This is a genomic window from Pseudomonas sp. Marseille-Q5117 (genome assembly GCF_946901175.1).
Classification (GTDB): domain Bacteria; phylum Pseudomonadota; class Gammaproteobacteria; order Pseudomonadales; family Pseudomonadaceae; genus Aquipseudomonas; species Aquipseudomonas iranensis.
Genome location: NZ_CAMPPP010000009.1, coordinates 22,385 through 41,232, shown reverse-complemented (window position 1 = coordinate 41,232; position 18,848 = coordinate 22,385). Strand labels below are relative to the sequence as shown.

6 protein-coding genes are annotated in these 18,848 nt (G+C 59.0%); 3 read left to right on the top strand and 3 right to left on the bottom strand.

The annotated features are described in order from the left end of the window. Nucleotides 1–21 precede the first annotated feature (21 nt). Both OC605_RS15705 and OC605_RS15700 read right to left on the bottom strand, forming a co-directional pair. Nucleotides 22–7,410 (bottom strand): NEL-type E3 ubiquitin ligase domain-containing protein, encoded by a 7,389-nt coding sequence (locus OC605_RS15705; protein ID WP_262138035.1) that lies wholly within the window; start codon nucleotides 7,408–7,410, stop codon nucleotides 22–24. Between the two features lie 62 nt (nucleotides 7,411–7,472). Beyond that, nucleotides 7,473–14,693 carry an NEL-type E3 ubiquitin ligase domain-containing protein gene (locus OC605_RS15700; protein WP_262138033.1) on the bottom strand — a complete coding sequence of 2,407 codons (7,221 nt, stop codon included), beginning with the start codon at nucleotides 14,691–14,693 and terminating at the stop codon, nucleotides 7,473–7,475. 169 nt (nucleotides 14,694–14,862) lie between these two features. On the opposite strand from OC605_RS15700, the gene OC605_RS15695 reads away from it, so the two are divergent. The 3 genes from OC605_RS15695 (at nucleotide 14,863) to OC605_RS15685 (ending at nucleotide 17,695) form a co-directional block, all read left to right on the top strand. Next, nucleotides 14,863–15,081 (top strand): DUF2970 domain-containing protein, encoded by a 219-nt coding sequence (locus OC605_RS15695; RefSeq protein WP_262138031.1) that lies wholly within the window; start codon nucleotides 14,863–14,865, stop codon nucleotides 15,079–15,081. 477 nt (nucleotides 15,082–15,558) lie between these two features. Beyond that, nucleotides 15,559–17,217 (top strand): nitrite/sulfite reductase, encoded by a 1,659-nt coding sequence (locus tag OC605_RS15690; RefSeq protein ID WP_071172068.1) that lies wholly within the window; start codon nucleotides 15,559–15,561, stop codon nucleotides 17,215–17,217. Next, nucleotides 17,201–17,695, top strand: coding sequence for a DUF934 domain-containing protein (locus OC605_RS15685; protein ID WP_186567191.1), 495 nt, complete (start codon nucleotides 17,201–17,203; stop codon nucleotides 17,693–17,695). Before OC605_RS15690 ends, OC605_RS15685 begins: the two co-directional genes overlap by 17 nt. A gap of 67 nt (nucleotides 17,696–17,762) precedes the next feature. Here the strand turns inward: OC605_RS15685 and sohB are convergent, their stop codons facing one another. Further along, nucleotides 17,763–18,794 (bottom strand): protease SohB, encoded by a 1,032-nt coding sequence (gene sohB / locus OC605_RS15680; protein WP_016774479.1) that lies wholly within the window; start codon nucleotides 18,792–18,794, stop codon nucleotides 17,763–17,765. Nucleotides 18,795–18,848 lie beyond the last annotated feature (54 nt).

The following is an 18,848-nucleotide window of genomic DNA, read 5'->3' as shown; positions in this document are numbered from 1 at the left end:
CTCCCAGGTCAGCTCAATCACTCAATCGCGGCGCCATGACGGTCCGGGTTTCGGTGACGATGGACCGGGCTGCGCTTGCTCATCGAGCGGCGCAAGATTTTCCAGTTCCGTACGCGACAATGCCTTGAGTTTTTCAATACGCGCTTGCGCCAGCTCGATCTCGAGTCTGTGCATCGCGTCCAGATATTCGCTGCTTGCCACGTCGGGGTAAGCGTCTTCTACCTCCCCCTGTCGCATCGTTGCTTCGCGTTCCAGCGTTTCGAACGCCTCACCGTGGCGATCTCGCAAATAACGGATCCAGTAGTCGCGCGCAATCAGGTCCTCAATGAACATCTCCGAGGCCTCATCGGCCAGTACCGACGTGCGCGCGTCAATCAATCGCTGCCCGCGAATCGGCGTGGCGTACAACATGTGCTCAGGTTGCGCCGGCAACTCCAAACCGTCCGGCCAGCCGCGTGTCATGCCGATGCGGTATTGCAGGCGGACTTCTGCGCGATCCTTGTTTTTGGCGGCGGCTTCGGCCAGTCGATCCACCCTTTCCAGGCGGAACAGCCGTCGAGTCAGATCGAGCAAGGCTCTGCCGCGTTGCTGCAGGCGATGCCGCGGAATATCGCGCAGCGCCTGATATTCATAGACGCGGGTTTCCAGTTCGCTGAACGACAGGATCCGGCCATCACCGCAGGTGCCGTGGGTCTCGGCGTTTAGAAACAACAGATCGCGCAGTTCGGCGTTTTCCGTCGCAGCCTCTATGACTTGCCAGACCCGATGGGTCAGGTCGGCGCCAGACAACCTGAATTCAAGGGTATCGGGCAAAGTCGAGAGCAAATGGAAGAACGACCCATGGTTGGCCTGTTGAGCCAATTGCAGCCATAACGCCTGCCGGGCCGCACGCGCATCAGCGGGCGTGTAGGTGAGCCAGGTCTCCATTGCGGGCGCGGCGATGTCTTGAAGTGGGTTGGCGATGACCTCTACGGCTTCGACCGCAGCGTGCGCATCCACACGCCCGGCACCACCACGGCCTCCGGAACTGTCGCTGTCATCGCTGTCGCCATCCGAACCGGAGCCGGAGTCACTGTCGGACTCGACTGCGCGCGCGGCAATTTCCCGATCGAGATGCTCGCGCGAATAGCCCATGACATTACGATTTGCATTGGCTGCGCTGTAATCGCGCATTTGCTCCAGACTATTGAGCGTCAATGAGTTTTCCGACAGATCCGTACCAGCGACCAGCCCCTCATGACTGCCGTCCAGCAGCCTGTCCGGGAATACCCTGATGTTGTTGTCCGTCAGATCGAGTGTCTGCAGATCCGGCAGTTCCAACGCGCCGTCCGGCCAGTAATCCAGGCCATTGTGGTCAAGCTTCAGGGTTTCGAGCCGAGTGAAGCCACTGGCACTGAATTCCTCGAGTTGATTGTGACTCAGGTCGAGCCAACGCAGGCGGTCGCCCCCCACGTGGGTGAACAACGACTGCGCCGTGGCCAGGTTGTTTGCGCTCAATTCCAGCCGCTCAAGCCTGTTCAGGCCGCTAACGGCGTCCGGAAGAGTCTCCAGAGCGTTGCCGTTGAGTACCAGTGTGGTGACTTCAGGGAAAGCGGCACAAAACTCGTTGAAGCTTTGCGTCGAAAAGCCTGTGCCGGTGAGATTCAGCGTTGTGACTTGAGAAAACACGTTCGAAAGGCGCGGCAAATCTCCAGTGCGCAACCCAGTGAGATCGAGCTCGAGTCCCGCGTCTTCGCTATGGCGTGTCAGACCATCAGCCCAGCAACTACGGATCTTCGCTGCGAGAAACGATCGCTGCTGCGACGTGTCCTTTCTGATCCGCGGTATCGCCCGGGTAAAGATCCAGCCGTTCAACTCACGCGTCAGCGACTCGTCGCTATCTCGCCAGACGGTGAGACGGGCGTCGATTTGTGTATCGCTCAGCCCCTCGCTGCGCAATCGCGCCAGACATTGCTGCGCTTGTTCAGCAGACAGCAGTGGATTGAGTTTCTGCAAGCGACTTACACCACCTGCGGCGCCTTCGGCGACAGGTGTCAGAGAACGCAGCGGCAATAGAAACTCCTGCGCAAATGCGAATGCAGTTCTCGGTACACGCGCGTCGCCCAGGCGCCGAAAGCCACTCGGGTAAATTTCAAACTGTATAAGGGTGTCAGGAGGCAAGCCGAGCGCGGTTTCGATACGCCGCTGCGCAGTTTTCAGGGTTGCCGCGCCTTCGGGACTCAAGTTGTTTTCCGTCAGGTTGGTCTTGAGCATCAGGCTGTCGGCGGCAAGCACCTGCTCCGGTAACGCACTGATGGGGTTTTCGCGCAGATCAAGCCATTGCAACTTTGGCAGAGCTTCGGCACCTGCCGGCCATGCCTCGAGACGATTGGAACTGAGGTCGAGAGTTTCAAGCTCCTGCAGGGCCGTGACATTCAGATCGGTCAGTTGGTTACCGCGCAAATTCAAGAATTCGAGTTTGTTCAATGCGTCGAATTGGCTTTGGACTTGCGGCGTAGTACCGATCCGGTTTCGTGACAGATCGAGTCGAGTCAATTGCGCAAAGTCACTCGGGCTGAACGGCACCTCAGTCAAATTGCAATCCGTGATTTCTACCCTGCGCGCCCCCCTGAATGCTTGAAGAAACGTGCGTATCTGTTCCGCAGGCACGCTCAGTCCATAAAGGGAAACGGTTTGCACATGCGAAAACGTACCGGCCGGCAATGACGGAAGCTGGCTGATGGATGGCTCGTCGATAAAGTCTGCGTCATCGTCTAACCGGAACACATTGGCATTGTCCAGCGGGGCGACCCTGTTCGGATTTACTGAACCGGAGAGCTGCGCTTCTGTTCCCTGGCCATAGCGTTCGCGCACCGCAGCACCCCAGTTTTCCTGCAGTGCACGCACAACATCGATGTTCGGACTCGCTTCCCAGAGCGGCGCAAGCGTAGCGGTTCGTAATCCATCGGACGTCGTCGGGAGGTAAAACTGGCGGAAAATTCCGGCGTGCTCCAGACGCAGCAACTCGACGGCCTTGAGCCGGGTATCGGGTGTATTCCAAAGACTCATGACGCGCTCAGGCAATGGATTGACATGTCCGCGCCGTCCGGTCAGAAAATCCAGCTCGCCGGCGCAGTACTGGCGGACCATCAGGTTCAGATCCAGCAGATGCCCCCACTCACCGCGGTAACTTTTGACGTACTCATAGGCGGGCTTGAAAGCTTCGTGAGAGAACTTCGACCAGTCGAGCGACAGCCCCGCCCACAATTTCTCATGTCCTGCGTAGAGTGTTTGTGGAATGGATGAGATGGCCGTCTGCGCCAGGTCAAGGCGTTCGAGCTCAGGCAGCTCCTGTACGAAAGCGGGCCATCGGACCATGTCCGGCACGTCGATCTTGAGTCTCCTCAATTGCTTGAGCGGTGTCAGGTCAAGATCCGGCGCGACGCCGGTGCGCCCCGAAAGGTCAAGATGAAGGTCTTCAACGCCTATCAGCCTGCGCAATCTTGTCGACAGATCAGTCGCCATCGCAGCCACTGAGGTTCTGAACTTGAGCCTTTTCAGCGCCAGCATGTGAGTCACGGCAAGAGGCAATGTTGTCAGTGACTGTTCTCGCGCCACGTAATTGCCGAACAGACTGCCGCGCTCGCCCAGCGAGAGCTTTTCGAGACGGGCAAACCGCTCCAGGAAAGCGTCGGCATTGGCGTCAGTGATACCATCGCCACCGATGGCCAGTTCTCGCACGTGATCAAAATTTGCCGTCAGAGTTGGTAGCGGGTCGTAAGTGACAAGGCGAAGCTGATCGGCGCCGGGCAGATGTGCGGCGACCGGTGCGTTGCGCCAACAATCCTTGAGCGCTTGTGCGGCACGTGCTTTATGGTCCGTTCCGGAACGCTCCCAAGGCGGCACCGTCGACGCTCCCGACCATCCATCCAGCGTCGCTTCAAGCTGCTCCCATTCCTGTCGACGCGACTGCAACAGCTGGAAGATAGCTCTGTCATCGTTTCCCGCCCGATACTGTTCAAGGAGATAGCCGTGAGCCTGTTCGTCGCTCAGTTGCGGATAGACGTCCTGCACATGAGCTACCAGGTTTTGGCGCATTCCGGCGCCGCGACCACTGGCGGGATAACCAATCAAAGTATCGCTGACGCGAACGGGCGGCTTGAGCCACTTGACCTGTGGCGCCAGCAGGGCTGACGCCACAGCGTGATGCTGATCGGCGTAATCGATGATCTTTGCCTTCAGCACGGCGGACTGTCCGACCTCGGGCACGCCGAGGCTGCGGCGCGCCCCATCGGGCAGGGCATGCATGATCGATGAGTAAAAGTTGTCGCCATTGCGAGGCAGGCTGTTGAGCGCCTCACCGCGTTCGTTGAATGCCTGAAACTGAACGCCTTTTTTGATCAGGTATTTTTTCTCGGCGGCTGTCTCACTGCCGATGCTGTCAAGCAGCTCGCCAGCGTCATGGCTTTCGCGAACTTCGATACGAACATTGTCGGGCCAACCCGGCAATTGCTCCAGCGTATGCAACACCAGGCGACGGCTGTCCGCCGAAGCCACGGTTTCGCTGCGCAGACCGGCATATGCCGCGACTTGTCGACTCTGGCGTGCATACCAGCGGGCCTCTTCCAGCAGGCGCAGCGGCACTCGCTGCCCAGAGCCGAGTTGCTCAAGATCATCGGGGCTACCCTGTGCCAGCACCGTTTGTGCCGCCGGTTCGCTGAGTCCAGGGCAGGCCTTCTGCAAACGTGCAACCTGTGGATCGACAGGCTCGGTACCCGAATAGATGCTGTCGTAAATCGCCGACTGACGGGTTTTGGCGTAGTCGGTGATCTGCTTGCCGAACTCCGCCGGCCGCGCGTCGCGCACGCGTGCACCCTGTTCGCCCAGAAGCCGGGTGACCTCAGACTCGTCCAGCGCCGCGAGGATATGTGCTGGCAGATCACCGCTGAGAATATCGGCCCGCGAAATCCGAATGGGTGCCTTGACACCGACGTCGCGAAACCGCCGCGCAAAGCCATACCTGACTGACTTGCCGGACAATTGCTCGCCGTCGAAGACTTCGAGCACCCGGCTCGCCGGCCAGAGGGGCATTTCGGTGATCAGCGGCAACGCGTACAGATACAGTTCGTTGATCGGTTTTGTCCCGCGCAATTGCTCGATGACGAGTGCCGCATTGCTCTGCGCCTGGATCACGCGCATGGCCTGGGTCAATTCCGGGGGTGGCAGTGCATTATCGATGTGCATCTTGCGCAGGGCGGCGTCACTGACACCGCTGATATCGGCAGCCTTGATCAGCTGTGCATCGGTGAAGGCTTCGGTTGCATGGCCGATGCGCCGCAACAGAGTCAGACGATCCCAATCCCGCGGACGCTCCAGTGTATGCCGCCAGGCACCGCTGCCATTGCTGTCGAGCACCGGCTGCCAGGCGTTGACGTCGGTCGGATGCCTGATGCGCCATTTGCCGATCGATTGATCGAAAAACTGCTCGTAGACCTTACCGCTCTGGCGGATATAGGTTCTACCCTCGAGTACATGCTGGCCGGCACTATTCGGTCCGGGACTGACTGGCAGTGTGACAGCGGACTCGTAAGCCTTCAGGTCGGATTTCCACAGTCGGGTTTCGCCGTTGGGTAACCTCACCGGATGCAGCTTTTCAATGGCCGGCACGGCGCTGGCGCTGGAAATCTTGCGCACTCCGGCGCCCACTCCCGCCATCAGCGCAATCTGCGCCAGGTTCTCCGCCACATCGATCAGATGGTCCTTGGCCGCACGACGATCTCCCTCGCTCCACTCGATCGCGCCTTCAAGGGTTTCATAGAGCAGTTGCCCGGCCATTACCACCATCATCACTTCGCCCAGCACCGGCACGAACATCGAGACCATGTTCAGACCCAGCAAGCCAACCTGCATCAGGTGCGCCAGCTTGGCCTCGCGTGCCTTTACATCGACATCGTCAGTCGGCACCGCATGGCTTCGAGCATCGGCCAATACCTTGGCGCAGCTCTGTGTGTAGAGATACGCCCAGAGGTCTTCATTGGGCGCCCAGACGCCGCGCCCCTTGCGAGAGAGGGTTATCGGTGCGATGTACGGATCCGTGGCGGGCTTCAGTTTGACGTGACGCTCGGGCGGCACGTCCTTGATCCGGGCAAACACTGAGGTACCGCTTAGCCCTTGAATGACCGCCAGCCAGGGCGAGCGCAACAACCACCATGGATCTTTCGGGGAATTGGCCGGCTTTTGCACAAATTGACGAAAAAAGTCGGGACGATGCTCGTACGCCAGAAACTGGCTGATGAAGCGCTGATACTCCGTTGGCTCGGCATTGGCTACCTGAGCTGCACTGCGGGCCGTCAACAGGCGCGTAAGCTCGTCACGCATTTGCGTGCCACGGTAGCGCTTGAGCGGGTGCTCCGGGTCGTGTGGAATGTAGAGAATGAGCTCATCGGCGTAGCGGTACTTCTCGACGATCACGAACGCCACACAACCGGTCAATCGCTTCTTCATTACTCCCAGATCATTGAACCAGACCTGCTTGCCGCCCATCCACGGGTGAACCTCACCGGCAATGACCGACAGGATCATCGTGTAATCCGCCGGTTCGATATCTTTGCGCAACAGCGCCTGTTCGGCAGCCGCGCGCAGACTGGCTTTCTGACTGGCAATGAACCGCTCGCGCAGCACCGCACTGGTTATGCCATCGGCGGGATGGAAAAAGCCCTGCAGGTAAGTCTGGTATTGCTTGCCGATATCCAGGCGACGGCACAGCCCCATGAACTGGCTGACGGTCAAATCAATGTTCACAGACTGAAAAGTGTCCGCGACGGCGGTTGCGACAACAAAACCGGAGGTCTGGTGATAGGCACCGGCTGCGCACTCATAGGCTTCGAAATTGTGCAGCGCGGCGTCCAGCATCGACAGTTTGAGGGCCTCGAATGTCGCAAGCTCCAGCGCCTCGACGCCCATCGTCACCGCACGCCTGAGGCACAGGAAGGTCGAGTCAACGTCCATTTGCAACCGGTATTCGTCGTTCAGGGCCTTGATCAGCAATGGCCTGGCAAACGCCTCGAGGTGCTGGAACGTCGCCAGGCTTTTATCAAGGCTGTTCTGCGCCTCGACGCTGACCTTGAAGCTGTCATTCAATGTCTGGCGCTGGGTCGGCGTCGCCTCCAGATACCAGGACGGCAGCGCTGTAGTGACGCCCTTGAACGCCTCGCGTCTTTGCGCAGAGGCGTTGGTCAACCATGGCGGGATTGAATTTTCAAGGAACTGGCCATGCAGGCTTTGCGTTGCTTTGGGTTTTGCGGAATGCGTGAGCGAAGCAGCTGGCTTCGACTCCACACTGGATGATATCGGGATCATGATTGCTCCTTGTGGGGAAACAATCAGCAGACCATTTACGGCCATTGCGTGTGCGGTATCCGGATAGTGCACGGCCGATGACAAGTAACCAGATATGTGACCGGACCCGGCTCGTCACTGTGCCTCAATTCCCTTTACGGACGCCTCGACGGCCCCGGCTTCGGCGACAGGCGACCGGGCTCCTCGGACTCACCGGCATAACTTTGCAGATCGATGATCTCCCGGCGCGTTATGTCCATCCACTTCTGCCGACGTAGCGCGTCCATGGTCTTGCCCAGATTTATCAGTTCCAGATCATACTGTTGCGCATTTATTTCACCCCGCGCGAGCCGGTCATCCAGCGTGGCCCAAAGCTGCTGACGCTGCTCATCGACATCGGCATCGATCGCGAGCATCTCTTGTGGAAAGCGGTCTTGCAGATAAGCAATCCAGTAATCGCGCTCGACCATGCTTGCCGCAAATGCCTCAGTTTGCTCTGCCTCCAGAATCGAAGCACGGATGTGCAACAGAAGTTCGTCGCTCAGCTCTGCGTCGTACAACATGTAGGCCGGTTGGCCGGGCAAATCAATACCGTCCCCCCAGCCACGGGTCAGCCTGATGCGATATTTCAGGCGTACCTCTGCGCGGTCCATGCCCTGCCCCGCAGCTTCGGCAATGACCTCAATTCTGTCCAGGCGAAACAACTGCCGGGACAGGCGCACCAGTGCCTGGCCTCTGAGCGCCATTCGGTTCAACGGAATATCATGCAAGGTGCGATATACCCACACGCGAACTTCGAGATCACTGAACGTCAGGATCCTCCCGTCTGGACAAGTGCCATGGGTTTCGGCGTTATGAAACAACAACTGGCGCAACTCGGTATTTTCGCTGGCGGCCCCCATGACATCCCACATTCTTCGGGTGAGATCCGCCGGTACCAACTGAAAGTCCGGTGTGTCACGCAACAGCCGCAGCAACTGAAAAAAACGCTCATGATCGGGTTCCAGAGCCAGCTGCGCCCAGACTGATCTTCTTTGCGCGGCCAGTGCCGGACTGCTGCCCGTCAGCCAGGGATCCCGTGATCTCGCCGCTACGTCTGCAGCCGTGTCAAAAACATCTTCCACGGGTTCCACTGCCGCATAAGGGTCGTAAGCGACGGCATTCGTCCCAGTGGCGCCCGGCGCGTCGGTGGGCTCGGTTCCCATTCGGGGGTCACCCAGGACCTGAGCATCGATCATGGTATCGATGGTTCTGCGTGATACCCCCAGCGCGTGAGTGGTTGAGTGCTCACGGGCGTAGCGGCGCAGGTCCTGCAAGGCAGGCAGGGACAAGCGCTGATTCTCGGACAAATCAGTCCCCTGGACCAAGGGCTCGTGAGCGCCATTGAACAGATCAACCGGGATGCTCTCGATCTCGTTGCCGCTCAGGTTCAAGCTGCGCAGCTGCGGCGTCTGCCACACACCGGCAGGCCATTCGGTCAGGCGGTTGTAACGCAAGTCCAGAGTCTCGAGGACGCCAAAGTCCGGCGGGTTGAAGGCTCGAATTTCGTTGTACCCGAGATCAAGGCTGCGCAGACGCGCGCGGGTGAGCAATGGGTACAGGCTCGTTGCGCTGTGGAGGTCGCAATACTGCATGTCCAGGCGCTGCAGATGACGCATGCGCAAAACCGGGCCGGGCAACGACGCCAATTGATTGCCGCTGATAGACAAAGTATCGAGATTGGCAAAGGCATCCAGAAAACCGTTGGAACCCTGCGTGGTAATGCCCACCATGCTCAGATCCAGCGTGGTCACGGCCGGAAGCTGCTCGGCCAACGCCGGTAAGTCACCGGTCTGCAGCCCTTGAAACTCCAGTTCCAGGCCGGATCTGCCGGCGTTTGCGGCAAGTCCTTCAAGCCATGCCTCTAGGATTCTGCGCGCCGCAACCGAACGATTTTGCGCATTGATCTGCAGCCTCTCGGTGCGTATCTCGCGAATGAACAACCAGTCATTCATCTGGCGGACCAAGTCGTCACAGGACTGTTGCCAGGCAGTTATCTGCGCTTCGATTCTCGCATCGGTCCATCCCATGGCCCGCAGATTCTGCACGCCACGCTCAGCACGCGATCGCCGCAGTATCGCGCTCAGACGCTGCACCTGTGCCGAAGCCCCACTTTCGCCAGGCAACACGGTCACGGGCTCTGGCAGCGGCAACAGCAGGTCGACCAATGACCAGGCGCTTTGCGCGGGAGGAAAATGCTCCGGCACCGGTTCGGCTGCGAAGCGAACCAACGTGCCCTGCCGCAATCCCCTTCGCTGCTCGATAACCTGCAGCGCCGCGTGAAAATGTGCTTCGCCGTCAGGGCTGAAGAAGTTGCCCGTCAGATTGCTTCGCATCAGCACATCGTCACGTGTGAGCACGAGTTGCGGCAGTGATGCGATGCGGTTGTCGCGTAAATCGAGCCAGTTCAAACGCGGCAACTGTTCGGCGCCACCGGGCCACGTTTGCAACTCGGTTGACCGCAGGTTCAGGGCGCGCAAGCGACTCAAAGCGCTGACGTCGACGTTGTGGAGCGGGTTGTGACTCAGATTCAATCGCTGCAGACGCTGCAATGCACTGAGCTGCTGTTGCACAGCCGGCGTCATCGCAATCCTGTTGCGCGATACATCAAGATGCGTCAACGCTGGCAGCTCTTGCGGCGCAAAGGGCAATTCAGCAAACGTAGTGCCATTGATTTCGAGGGTTTCAACCTCACTGAACGCGCGAAAGAAGCCGCGAGCCTGTTCCACCGGCACATCCAGCCAACTCAGGCGCAGTGTGCGCACGTGCGCAAAGCTGGCGACTGGCAGCGGCGGCAGCTCGGTGATCATCTCGGCGGCGGGCAGCAAGGCGAGGCTCGATCGCGGCGCGGGCAGCTCCAGCGTCGCCACGTTGGCGGGCAAACCATAGCGCTGGCGAACCGTGCCGTGCCAACTGGTTTTCAACGCGTTCAACACCTCGGCATTGCGCCCCGTGGACCAGCGACGCCGGGGGGCTGCGTAGCGAGTTCCATGGCGCAGCGCCGGCACAAAGAACTGCGCAAATATTTCTTCATATTCTCCCCGCAGTTGCCCGATAGCCTCAACTCGCGCCTCGGGCGTCGCCCAGACCGCATAAAAGGCGTCCGGCAAAGGATCGCTAACACCCGGCCTGACAGCCATGGTGTCCAGTTCGGCGCGGCAGAATTCCCTGACCATCTGGTGCACGTCGAGCAAATGGCCAAAGGGGCCGGAATAATGGCTGACATAATCATAAGCGCGCCTGAATGTTGCGGGTGTGACCCGCGACCAATCCAGCGACAGCCCGGCCCAGAGTTGCTCGTGCCCGTGATAAAGCGACTCGGGCAAGGTTTCGATCAGCGTGTCTGTCAGGTCGAGCCGACCAAGCCGCGGCAGCCGTTCGACATAGGCAGGCCATTGCCACAGGGCGCGAGGAGCGTTGATGCGCAAGGTGCGCAAATGTGTCATTGGCGTCAGGTCGAGACTGTGCAGCGTAGTTGCGTCGGTTCCCGAATAGTCGATGCGCAGCGTTTCCAGTGCCGTCAGCGCCCTGAGCCTTGGCCCAAGTGTTTGCGCCAAAAAAGGCGCGTCGGTGGAGAATCGCAGCCGGGTCAGGCCCGGCAAGCGGCCGATCGCGTCTGGCAGCGTCGTCAGCGGCCGGGCGATGGAACGGCGGTCATAACGTGGTCCCGGCTCGCCAATCGACAGATCGGTGACGTTCGGGAAAGCCGTCAGGAAGCCATCAGCATTGGCGTCCGTGACGCCGATTCCCGTGACTGACAGTTCGCGTATATGGCTAAATCGCGTGGTCAGCGCGGGCAGCGGCGTGTCGCAAACCAGGGACAGCCGCGCTACATCGGCAACGTGCCCGGCCAAGGGTGCATCGCGCCAGGCACCCCGCAATGCCTGCGCCAAATGCGCGCGGGACGGGGCGGACTGGCTGTCCGTCGGGCCTGCCTGCCATTGATCAAGCGTGGCATTGAGGCTTTCCCAGTCCTGCCGACGCGCCTGCAGTTCGGCGTGGATTTGCGCGTCGCTGCGGCCGCGCTGCCGAGCCAAAAACGCTTGAGCCTGCCGCCGCTCCGGGTACAAATGTGCTACTTTCGCCTCGATGGGCTGATTGAAACCCGTACCGCGTCCACTCGCGTAATAGCCCCTCAATCTTGCGCCGATACGCGCCGGCGGCTTGAACCATTTGGCGTGCGGCGCCAGTATTCGCGCAGCTTCAAGCCGATGAATATGGGCTGATTCGATGATCCGCTGTTGCAGTTCACTTCCCTTGCTGCCCTCGTATAAGCCCAGCCTGGCACGCAGGTCGTCGGGCAAGGCATACATGAGCGAACGATAAAAGCTGTCCTCCACCCTAGACACCCTGTTGAGCACTTGCCCGCGCTCATTGAACGCCTGGTAAAAAGGCCCGTTCTTGACCAGGTAACGTTTAACCGGGGCGGTCGGCTCGCCGATGCTGTCGAGCAAGGCGCCAGCGGTGCTTTCGTAACGAATTTCCAGACGCAGCGCAGGCGACCATTCCGGTAATTGCTCCAACGCGAACAATGCCAGCCGCCGACTGGCCGCCGAGGCCAGGTTTTCACTGTGCAGTCCGGCGAAGGCTCGGGTCTGACGGCCTTGGCGAACATGCCAGCGGGCCTCTTCAAGCAATTTGAGAGGAGAACGTCCAGTCGCATCCATCCGGCCCAGCTCCGCCACCGTTGCATGCTCAAGCACGTCTCGAGCCGCTGCCGGGCCGAGACCGGGGCACTCACGCTGCAGAATACGCACGCGCGGATTCACCGGCTCAGTGCCTATGAAAAGGCTGTCAAAAATCGCTGGCTGACGGACATAGGCGTACTCGGCAAGACGCAGCAGGAATTCATCCGGCCTTGCTGGCCGCAATTGCGCGCCTCTGCTGCCAAGCAGCTGGATGATTTCGTTCTCATCGAGCGCCGCCAGAATCCGCGCCGGCATTTCGCCGTTCAACACCTGATCACGGCTGATCCTGATCACGGGTTTGCGGGCCACTCCTGGCAAAAGATTTTCCAGACCATATTGCATCGAATGCGCAGCCTCCTGCGGACCGGCGAAAACTTCCAGTACCCGACCTCGCGGCCAGCGTGGCAATTCGGTAATCAGCGGCAGTGCGTGGAAGTAGCGCTCATCAATCGGTCGAGCACCGCGCAATTGCTCGATGATCTGTCGGGCACCGGTATCCGCCTCGAACAAGAGCATGGCGTCGCGCAATGCGGGCGGGGGCGGCAAATGATCCATGTGCATTTTGCGCAAGGCGTTGTCACTGACGCCGCTGATATCGGCCAGCATCAGCAATGTTTCATCAGAGAAACCGTCTGCCATATGCCCAAGGCGCCGCAACAGTTTGAGACGATCCCAGGTCATCGGCTGCTCCAGCGCCAGGCGCCAGGCCCCATGGCGGTTATGGTGGAGCTCGGGCTGGTAAGCGTCGGGATCGCGTGGATGCTTGAGCCGCCATTGCGCGGTCGACTCGTCAACAATCACTTGATAAACCTGGCCGCCCTGACGGATCCAGGTTTTGCCGTCGATCTGGTACTGGCCCTGCGCATCCGGCCCCGGTGCACCGCTCAGCGAGACATCCTGTTCGTAGCCGCTGAAGTCGGGTTTCCACAGCCGGGTTTGACCATTGGGCAAGGCCACGGGCTGGAGATCCTCGATAACTGGATTCGGCCTGACGGCCGTAAACCGGCTGAACGCTGCTCCTGCTGCCGACATGACGCCGATCTGTACAAGGTTCTCGGCGACATCCACCAAGTGCTCTTTGGCAGCGTGTCGGTCTCCTTCATTCCACTCATCCACCCCTTCGATCGTTTCGTACAACAACTGGCCTGCCATCACCGCCATCATGACTTCGCCCAGCACCGGCACGAACATCGAAGCCATGTTCACCGCAAAAAAGCCCATTTGCAGCAGCGCGGCCAGTTTCGCATCGCGAACTCTGATATCGACGTCACGGGTCGCAACCGCATGGCTGCGCGCGTCCGTAAATACCTTGTCGCGATGTTGTTCGTAGAGATAGGTCCACAGGTCGGTATTGTTTGACCAAGGGCCTTCGTCCTTGCGAGGGATGGCGGAGAGGGCAACGTAGGGTTCAGGCTCGGGTTCCATCAAGGGACGCACGGGGGGCGTCTCGCGGATCTCGATCAAAGGGCCTAAACCCTGTACCAGGATGAGCACCTTGATCCAGGGTGACGACAGCAGGTCAGGCGGAGAATCCGGGGATATGCGGACAAATTGGCTCAAGTAATAAGAATATTTGTCATAAGGCATGAACTGACTGAAAAAACGCTGGTAAGGGGTCGGATCAGCGCTTTGCTTGTGTTGCAGGTCACGATGAACGAACCGCTGTTCGAACGCGGCGATGTCTCTTTTATCCGTGTAGCGCTTCAGAGCACATACGGGATCGTTGGGCACATACAAAATCACGGCATCGGCTCCCCGAAGCTTGTCGGCGATGGAGAACGCTACACAACCCACTGTTCTGTGACGCATCAGACTCAGGTCACGGAACCAGACTCGTTTGCCGTCGATTTTTGGATATATTTCGCCATTGATCACTGAGAGGATCATGGCGTGGTCTTCTGGCCGAATGTCCTTCGCCAGCAAAGCGTACTCGGCAGCCGCACGCATGGCAGCCTTTTGACTGGCAACGAACAGTTGACGCAATTTCGTTTCCGCTTGCTGATCCGTCGGATGGAAGAATGTCTTCAAATACGTCTGGTAGTGGCTTCCGATGTCCAGATAACGGCACAGGCTGAGAAACTGCATGACCGTCATGTTCAACGTGATCAACTCGTACGTGTCGGGTTTGGTGGTCAGCTGCATGAACCCGGAGCTTTGGTGATACGCACCCGGCAAGCACTCCCGGATCTCGAAGTTATGCAACGCTGCTTGCAGCATCGGTAACTTCAAGACCTCGAACGTACCAACTTCTATTTCGAATATGCCCAGCGCCAGAGGACGCCTGAGACACAGCAGGGTTTTGTCGACATCAACCTCCACCTTGAAATGATGCTTCAACGCTCTCACCAGCAGTGGCCGCGCAAAGTCATCGATATCCTTGAAGGCAGACATCGCGTTATCCAGCTCGGTTTGCGCCCTGAGGCTGTCCTGGAAGACACGATCCAGGTTCTTGCGTTGTTGTAGGGTTGCCTGCTTGTACCCTGTCGGCATCTTCGCCTTGGCCTGTTTGAATTCAGCCCTTCTTCGGGCAGAAGTGTCGATCAGCCACTGTGGTACTGCAGCCTCCAGATAGGGTCCGTGAAGACTGTCTGTAGCTGAAGGTTTCGCAGGATTTTCGGGGACGCGCCGGACAACGGGATCGGGTGACATACATCGCTCCTTCAAATAGAGCGACAGCAGATCATCTGCAACGACCCCTTCGGCGGTACATGGTTATCGCTTCCGACAGGAGTTGTAACGAGGTATCCGTGCCTGCGCAGAGGGCACTCGAACGCTGTTTGGCTATGCTGTTGGTGTACGCTTTTTCGCAGAGGGATTTATGGACAATCCAGTCGACAACAAACCGCCGAGCTTCTGGCAGATGCTGCACAGCGTCATGGCTGCTGCGTTCGGGGTGCAAAGCGGCAAGAACCGGGAAAGAGACTTCACCCACGGCAAACCCAGTCACTTCGTGATCCTGGGTGTCTTGTTCACGGCAGTGTTTGGCCTGACGCTGTTTGCCATCGTCAAGCTGGTGCTGCATTTCGCCGGCGTTTGACATCGCCGGTCAGATAACCCGGCATAATCTGGCGGCACAGTAATCCGGGCCGGGAACGGGCCCGGATTTTTTTACTGATGACTGACCCAGAAGACCGCCGTCCCCACTACAAGAATGATCAGGAACAAAATGGCCCACGCGTCGACGCTACTGTCGCTTTTCCTGGCTTTGGTCGGGTTGCTCATTGCATCGCCTCTTGTCGGTTTTATCGGTGATTGCACAAAGACTCGATCACAGTTAAGACGATGATTGTCCGCACGACAAATGTGGATTAGATGACCGGCTTTGGCGTTAGGCGATTTGGTTCTTTACATATACTCAAACATCACTTTTGCGCATAACTGCAAACGGGTATATTGCCCCGGCTCCGTGACGGAGTGCGCGGCCGTGCGCGCAGAATTGCAGAGGCAACATCGGACTCCAGCAAGCGAAAACGCAGCGTTTTCCGAGTAGCCCAAGCCTGAGAACAGGACTTATATGTACGTATACGACGAGTACGATCAGCGGATCATCGAGGACCGCGTCAAGCAGTTCCGTGATCAGACCCGACGCTATCTGGCAGGTGAGCTGAGCGAAGAAGAATTCCGCCCCCTGCGCCTGCAAAATGGCCTGTACATCCAGCGCTTCGCGCCGATGTTGCGCGTGGCGGTGCCTTACGGCCAACTGACTTCGCGCCAGGTGCGCATGATGGCCAAAATCGCCCGTGACTACGACAAGGGCTACGCCCACATCAGTACGCGGCAGAACGTGCAGTTCAACTGGCCTGCGGTGGAAGACATCCCGGACATCCTCGCCGAACTTGCGACCGTGCAGATGCACGCGATCCAGACCAGCGGCAACTGCCTGCGCAACGTCACCACCGACCAGTTTGCCGGCGTCGCCGCCGATGAAGTGATCGATCCACGGCCATGGTGCGAAATCGTCCGTCAGTGGACAACGTTCCACCCGGAATTCGCTTACCTGCCGCGCAAGTTCAAGATCGCCGTGAATGGCTCGACCAGCGACCGCGCAGCCATTGAAGTTCACGACATCGGTCTGGAACCGGTCTACAACGCCGCTGGCGAGCTGGGCTTCCGCGTGCTGGTCGGCGGCGGCCTCGGGCGTACGCCGGTGGTAGGCGCATTCATCAACGAATTCCTGCCATGGCAGGACCTGTTGAGCTACCTCGACGCCATTCTGCGTGTGTACAACCGCTACGGCCGTCGTGACAACAAATACAAGGCGCGGATCAAGATCCTCGTCAAGGCGCTCACGCCTGAAGTGTTCGCGCAGAAAGTCGATGCGGAAATGGAGCACCTGCGCGGTGGCCAGACCACGCTGACCGAGGCCGAACTGCATCGGGTTGCCAAGCACTTCGTTGATCCGGACTACAAGACCCTCGACAACCAGACCGCACAACTGGCCGATCTGGATAAAGAACATCCGGGTTTCGCTCGCTGGCGCAGCCGCAACACCCTGGCGCACAAGAAGCCGGGCTATGTTGCTGTGACGCTGTCGTTGAAGCCGACCGGTGTTGCCCCTGGCGACATCACCGACAAGCAACTCGACGCCGTCGCCGATCTGGCCGAGCGCTACAGTTTCGGTCAACTGCGCACCTCCCACGAGCAGAACATCATTCTTGCCGATGTTGAGCAGAGCCAGTTGTTCACCCTGTGGGGCGAGTTGCGTGAAGGCGGTTTTGCCACGCCGAACATCGGCCTGCTGACCGACATCATCTGTTGCCCGGGCGGTGACTTCTGCTCGCTGGCCAACGCCAAGTCGATCCCGATTGCCGAATCGATCCAGCGTCGCTTCGATGATCTGGACTACCTGTTCGACATCGGCGAACTGGACCTGAACATCTCCGGGTGCATGAACGCCTGTGGTCACCACCACGTCGGCCATATCGGCATCCTCGGCGTGGACAAGAAAGGCGAAGAGTTCTATCAGGTCTCCCTCGGTGGCAGCGCCAGCCGTGATGCGAGCCTGGGCAAGATCCTCGGCCCGTCCTTCGCACAGGAAGCCATGCCTGACGTGATCTCGAAGCTGATCGATGTGTACGTTGAACAACGCACCGAAGACGAGCGCTTCATCGACACTTATCAGCGTATTGGCATCGACCTCTTCAAGGAACGCGTCTATGCAGCGAATCATTAAGAACAACGAAGTCGTCGACGAAACCTGGCACCTGTTGCCGAAGGATTTCAACATCGATGAAATCAGCAACTGCGACGATCTGATCGTGCCGCTGCAGCTGTGGCGCGAACACAGCCGCATGCTCCTGGCCCGCGACGGTGGTCTGGGTGTGTGGCTGGATGCTGATGAAGAGGCCGAGGAAATCGGTGGGGACGTCGCCAAGTTTCAGGTGATCGCCTTGAACTTCCCGGCGTTTACCGACGGCCGTAACTACTCCAATGCCCGCCTGCTGCGTGACCGTTATGGTTTCAAAGGCGAGCTGCGTGCGATTGGCGATGTACTGCGGGACCAATTGTTCTACATGCATCGCTGCGGTTTCGACGCCTTCGCCATTCGCGCGGACAAAGACCCGTACGAAGCACTGGAAGGCCTCAAGGACTTCTCGGTGACTTACCAGGCTGCCGCTGACGAACCACTGCCGCTGTTCCGTCGCCGCTAAGCGTCGGACGTTTGTTGCAGACACAAAAACGCCGGTCATGTGACCGGCGTTTTTTTATGCCTGCGGTTTACCAGAAGCGTTGCTGGGTAAGACGGCTCCACCAGCTCAACAGCACGCGGTCCACCGAACCGCTGGCGGCCATGCCGATGCGTTCCTGCAGGCTTTTGCGCTCGGCATAGTGCAGGTGATAGACCTCGGCCTGTTTGGCCTTCTGTGCCAGGTATTCATCGCTGGTCTTGAGCTCATCCACCAGTTGGTTTTCCAGCGCAGCGATACCGAGCCACACCTCACCGGTAGCCACCTCATCGATCGCCAGTTGCGGGCGATAACGGGCAACGAAGTTTTTGAACAAGCGATGGGTGATGTCGAGGTCTTCCTGGAATTTTTCGCGACCCTTCTCGGTGTTTTCGCCGAACACGGTTAGAGTGCGCTTGTACTCACCGGCGGTCAGCACTTCAAAGTCGATGTCATGCTTCTTCAAAAGGCGATTGACGTTGGGCAATTGCGCGACCACGCCGATCGAACCGAGGATGGCGAACGGAGCGCTGATGATCTTGTCGCCGATGCACGCCATCATGTAACCGCCGCTGGCCGCAACTTTATCGATGCACACGGTCAGTGGCACGCCGGCGTCACGGATTCGAGCCAGCTGCGACGACGCCAGACCGTAGCTGTGCACCATGCCGCCGCCACTTTCCAGACGCAGAACCACTTCGTCTTTCGGTGTGGCCAGGGTCAGCAGCGCGGTGATCTCGTGGCGCAGGCTTTCCGTGGCGGAAGCCTTGATATCGCCATCGAAGTCGAGCACGAATACCCGGGATTTGGTCTCAGGCTTGTTCTTTTGCTTCTTCGCGCTTTTTTCCGTTTTCGCTTCGCCCTTGCGCAATGCCTTGAGCTGATCCTTGTCGAGCAGGGTCTGCTCCAGGCGTTCACGAAGCCCCTTGTAGAAATCGTTGAGCTTGCTGACCTGCAACTGGCCCGCCGATTTGCGTCGGCCCTTGCTGCGCAATGCAGCAAAACTGGCAAGCACCACCAGAATGGCGATCACCAGCGTGACGGTCTTGGCCAGGAAGCTGGCGTATTCGGTGAAAAAATCCACAGAGACTCCTCAAAGCAATGCGTGACGGTGTATTACACGCGGAATGGCTCCAGC

Excerpts from the sequence above, each read along its gene's own strand:
- OC605_RS15700 (WP_262138033.1), bottom strand. The coding sequence starts at position 14,693 with ATGTCACCCGATCCCGTTGTCCGGCGCGTCCCCGAAAATCCTGCGAAA.
- OC605_RS15695 (WP_262138031.1), top strand. The coding sequence starts at position 14,863 with ATGGACAATCCAGTCGACAACAAACCGCCGAGCTTCTGGCAGATGCTG.
- OC605_RS15690 (WP_071172068.1), top strand. The coding sequence starts at position 15,559 with ATGTACGTATACGACGAGTACGATCAGCGGATCATCGAGGACCGCGTC.
- OC605_RS15685 (WP_186567191.1), top strand. The coding sequence starts at position 17,201 with ATGCAGCGAATCATTAAGAACAACGAAGTCGTCGACGAAACCTGGCAC.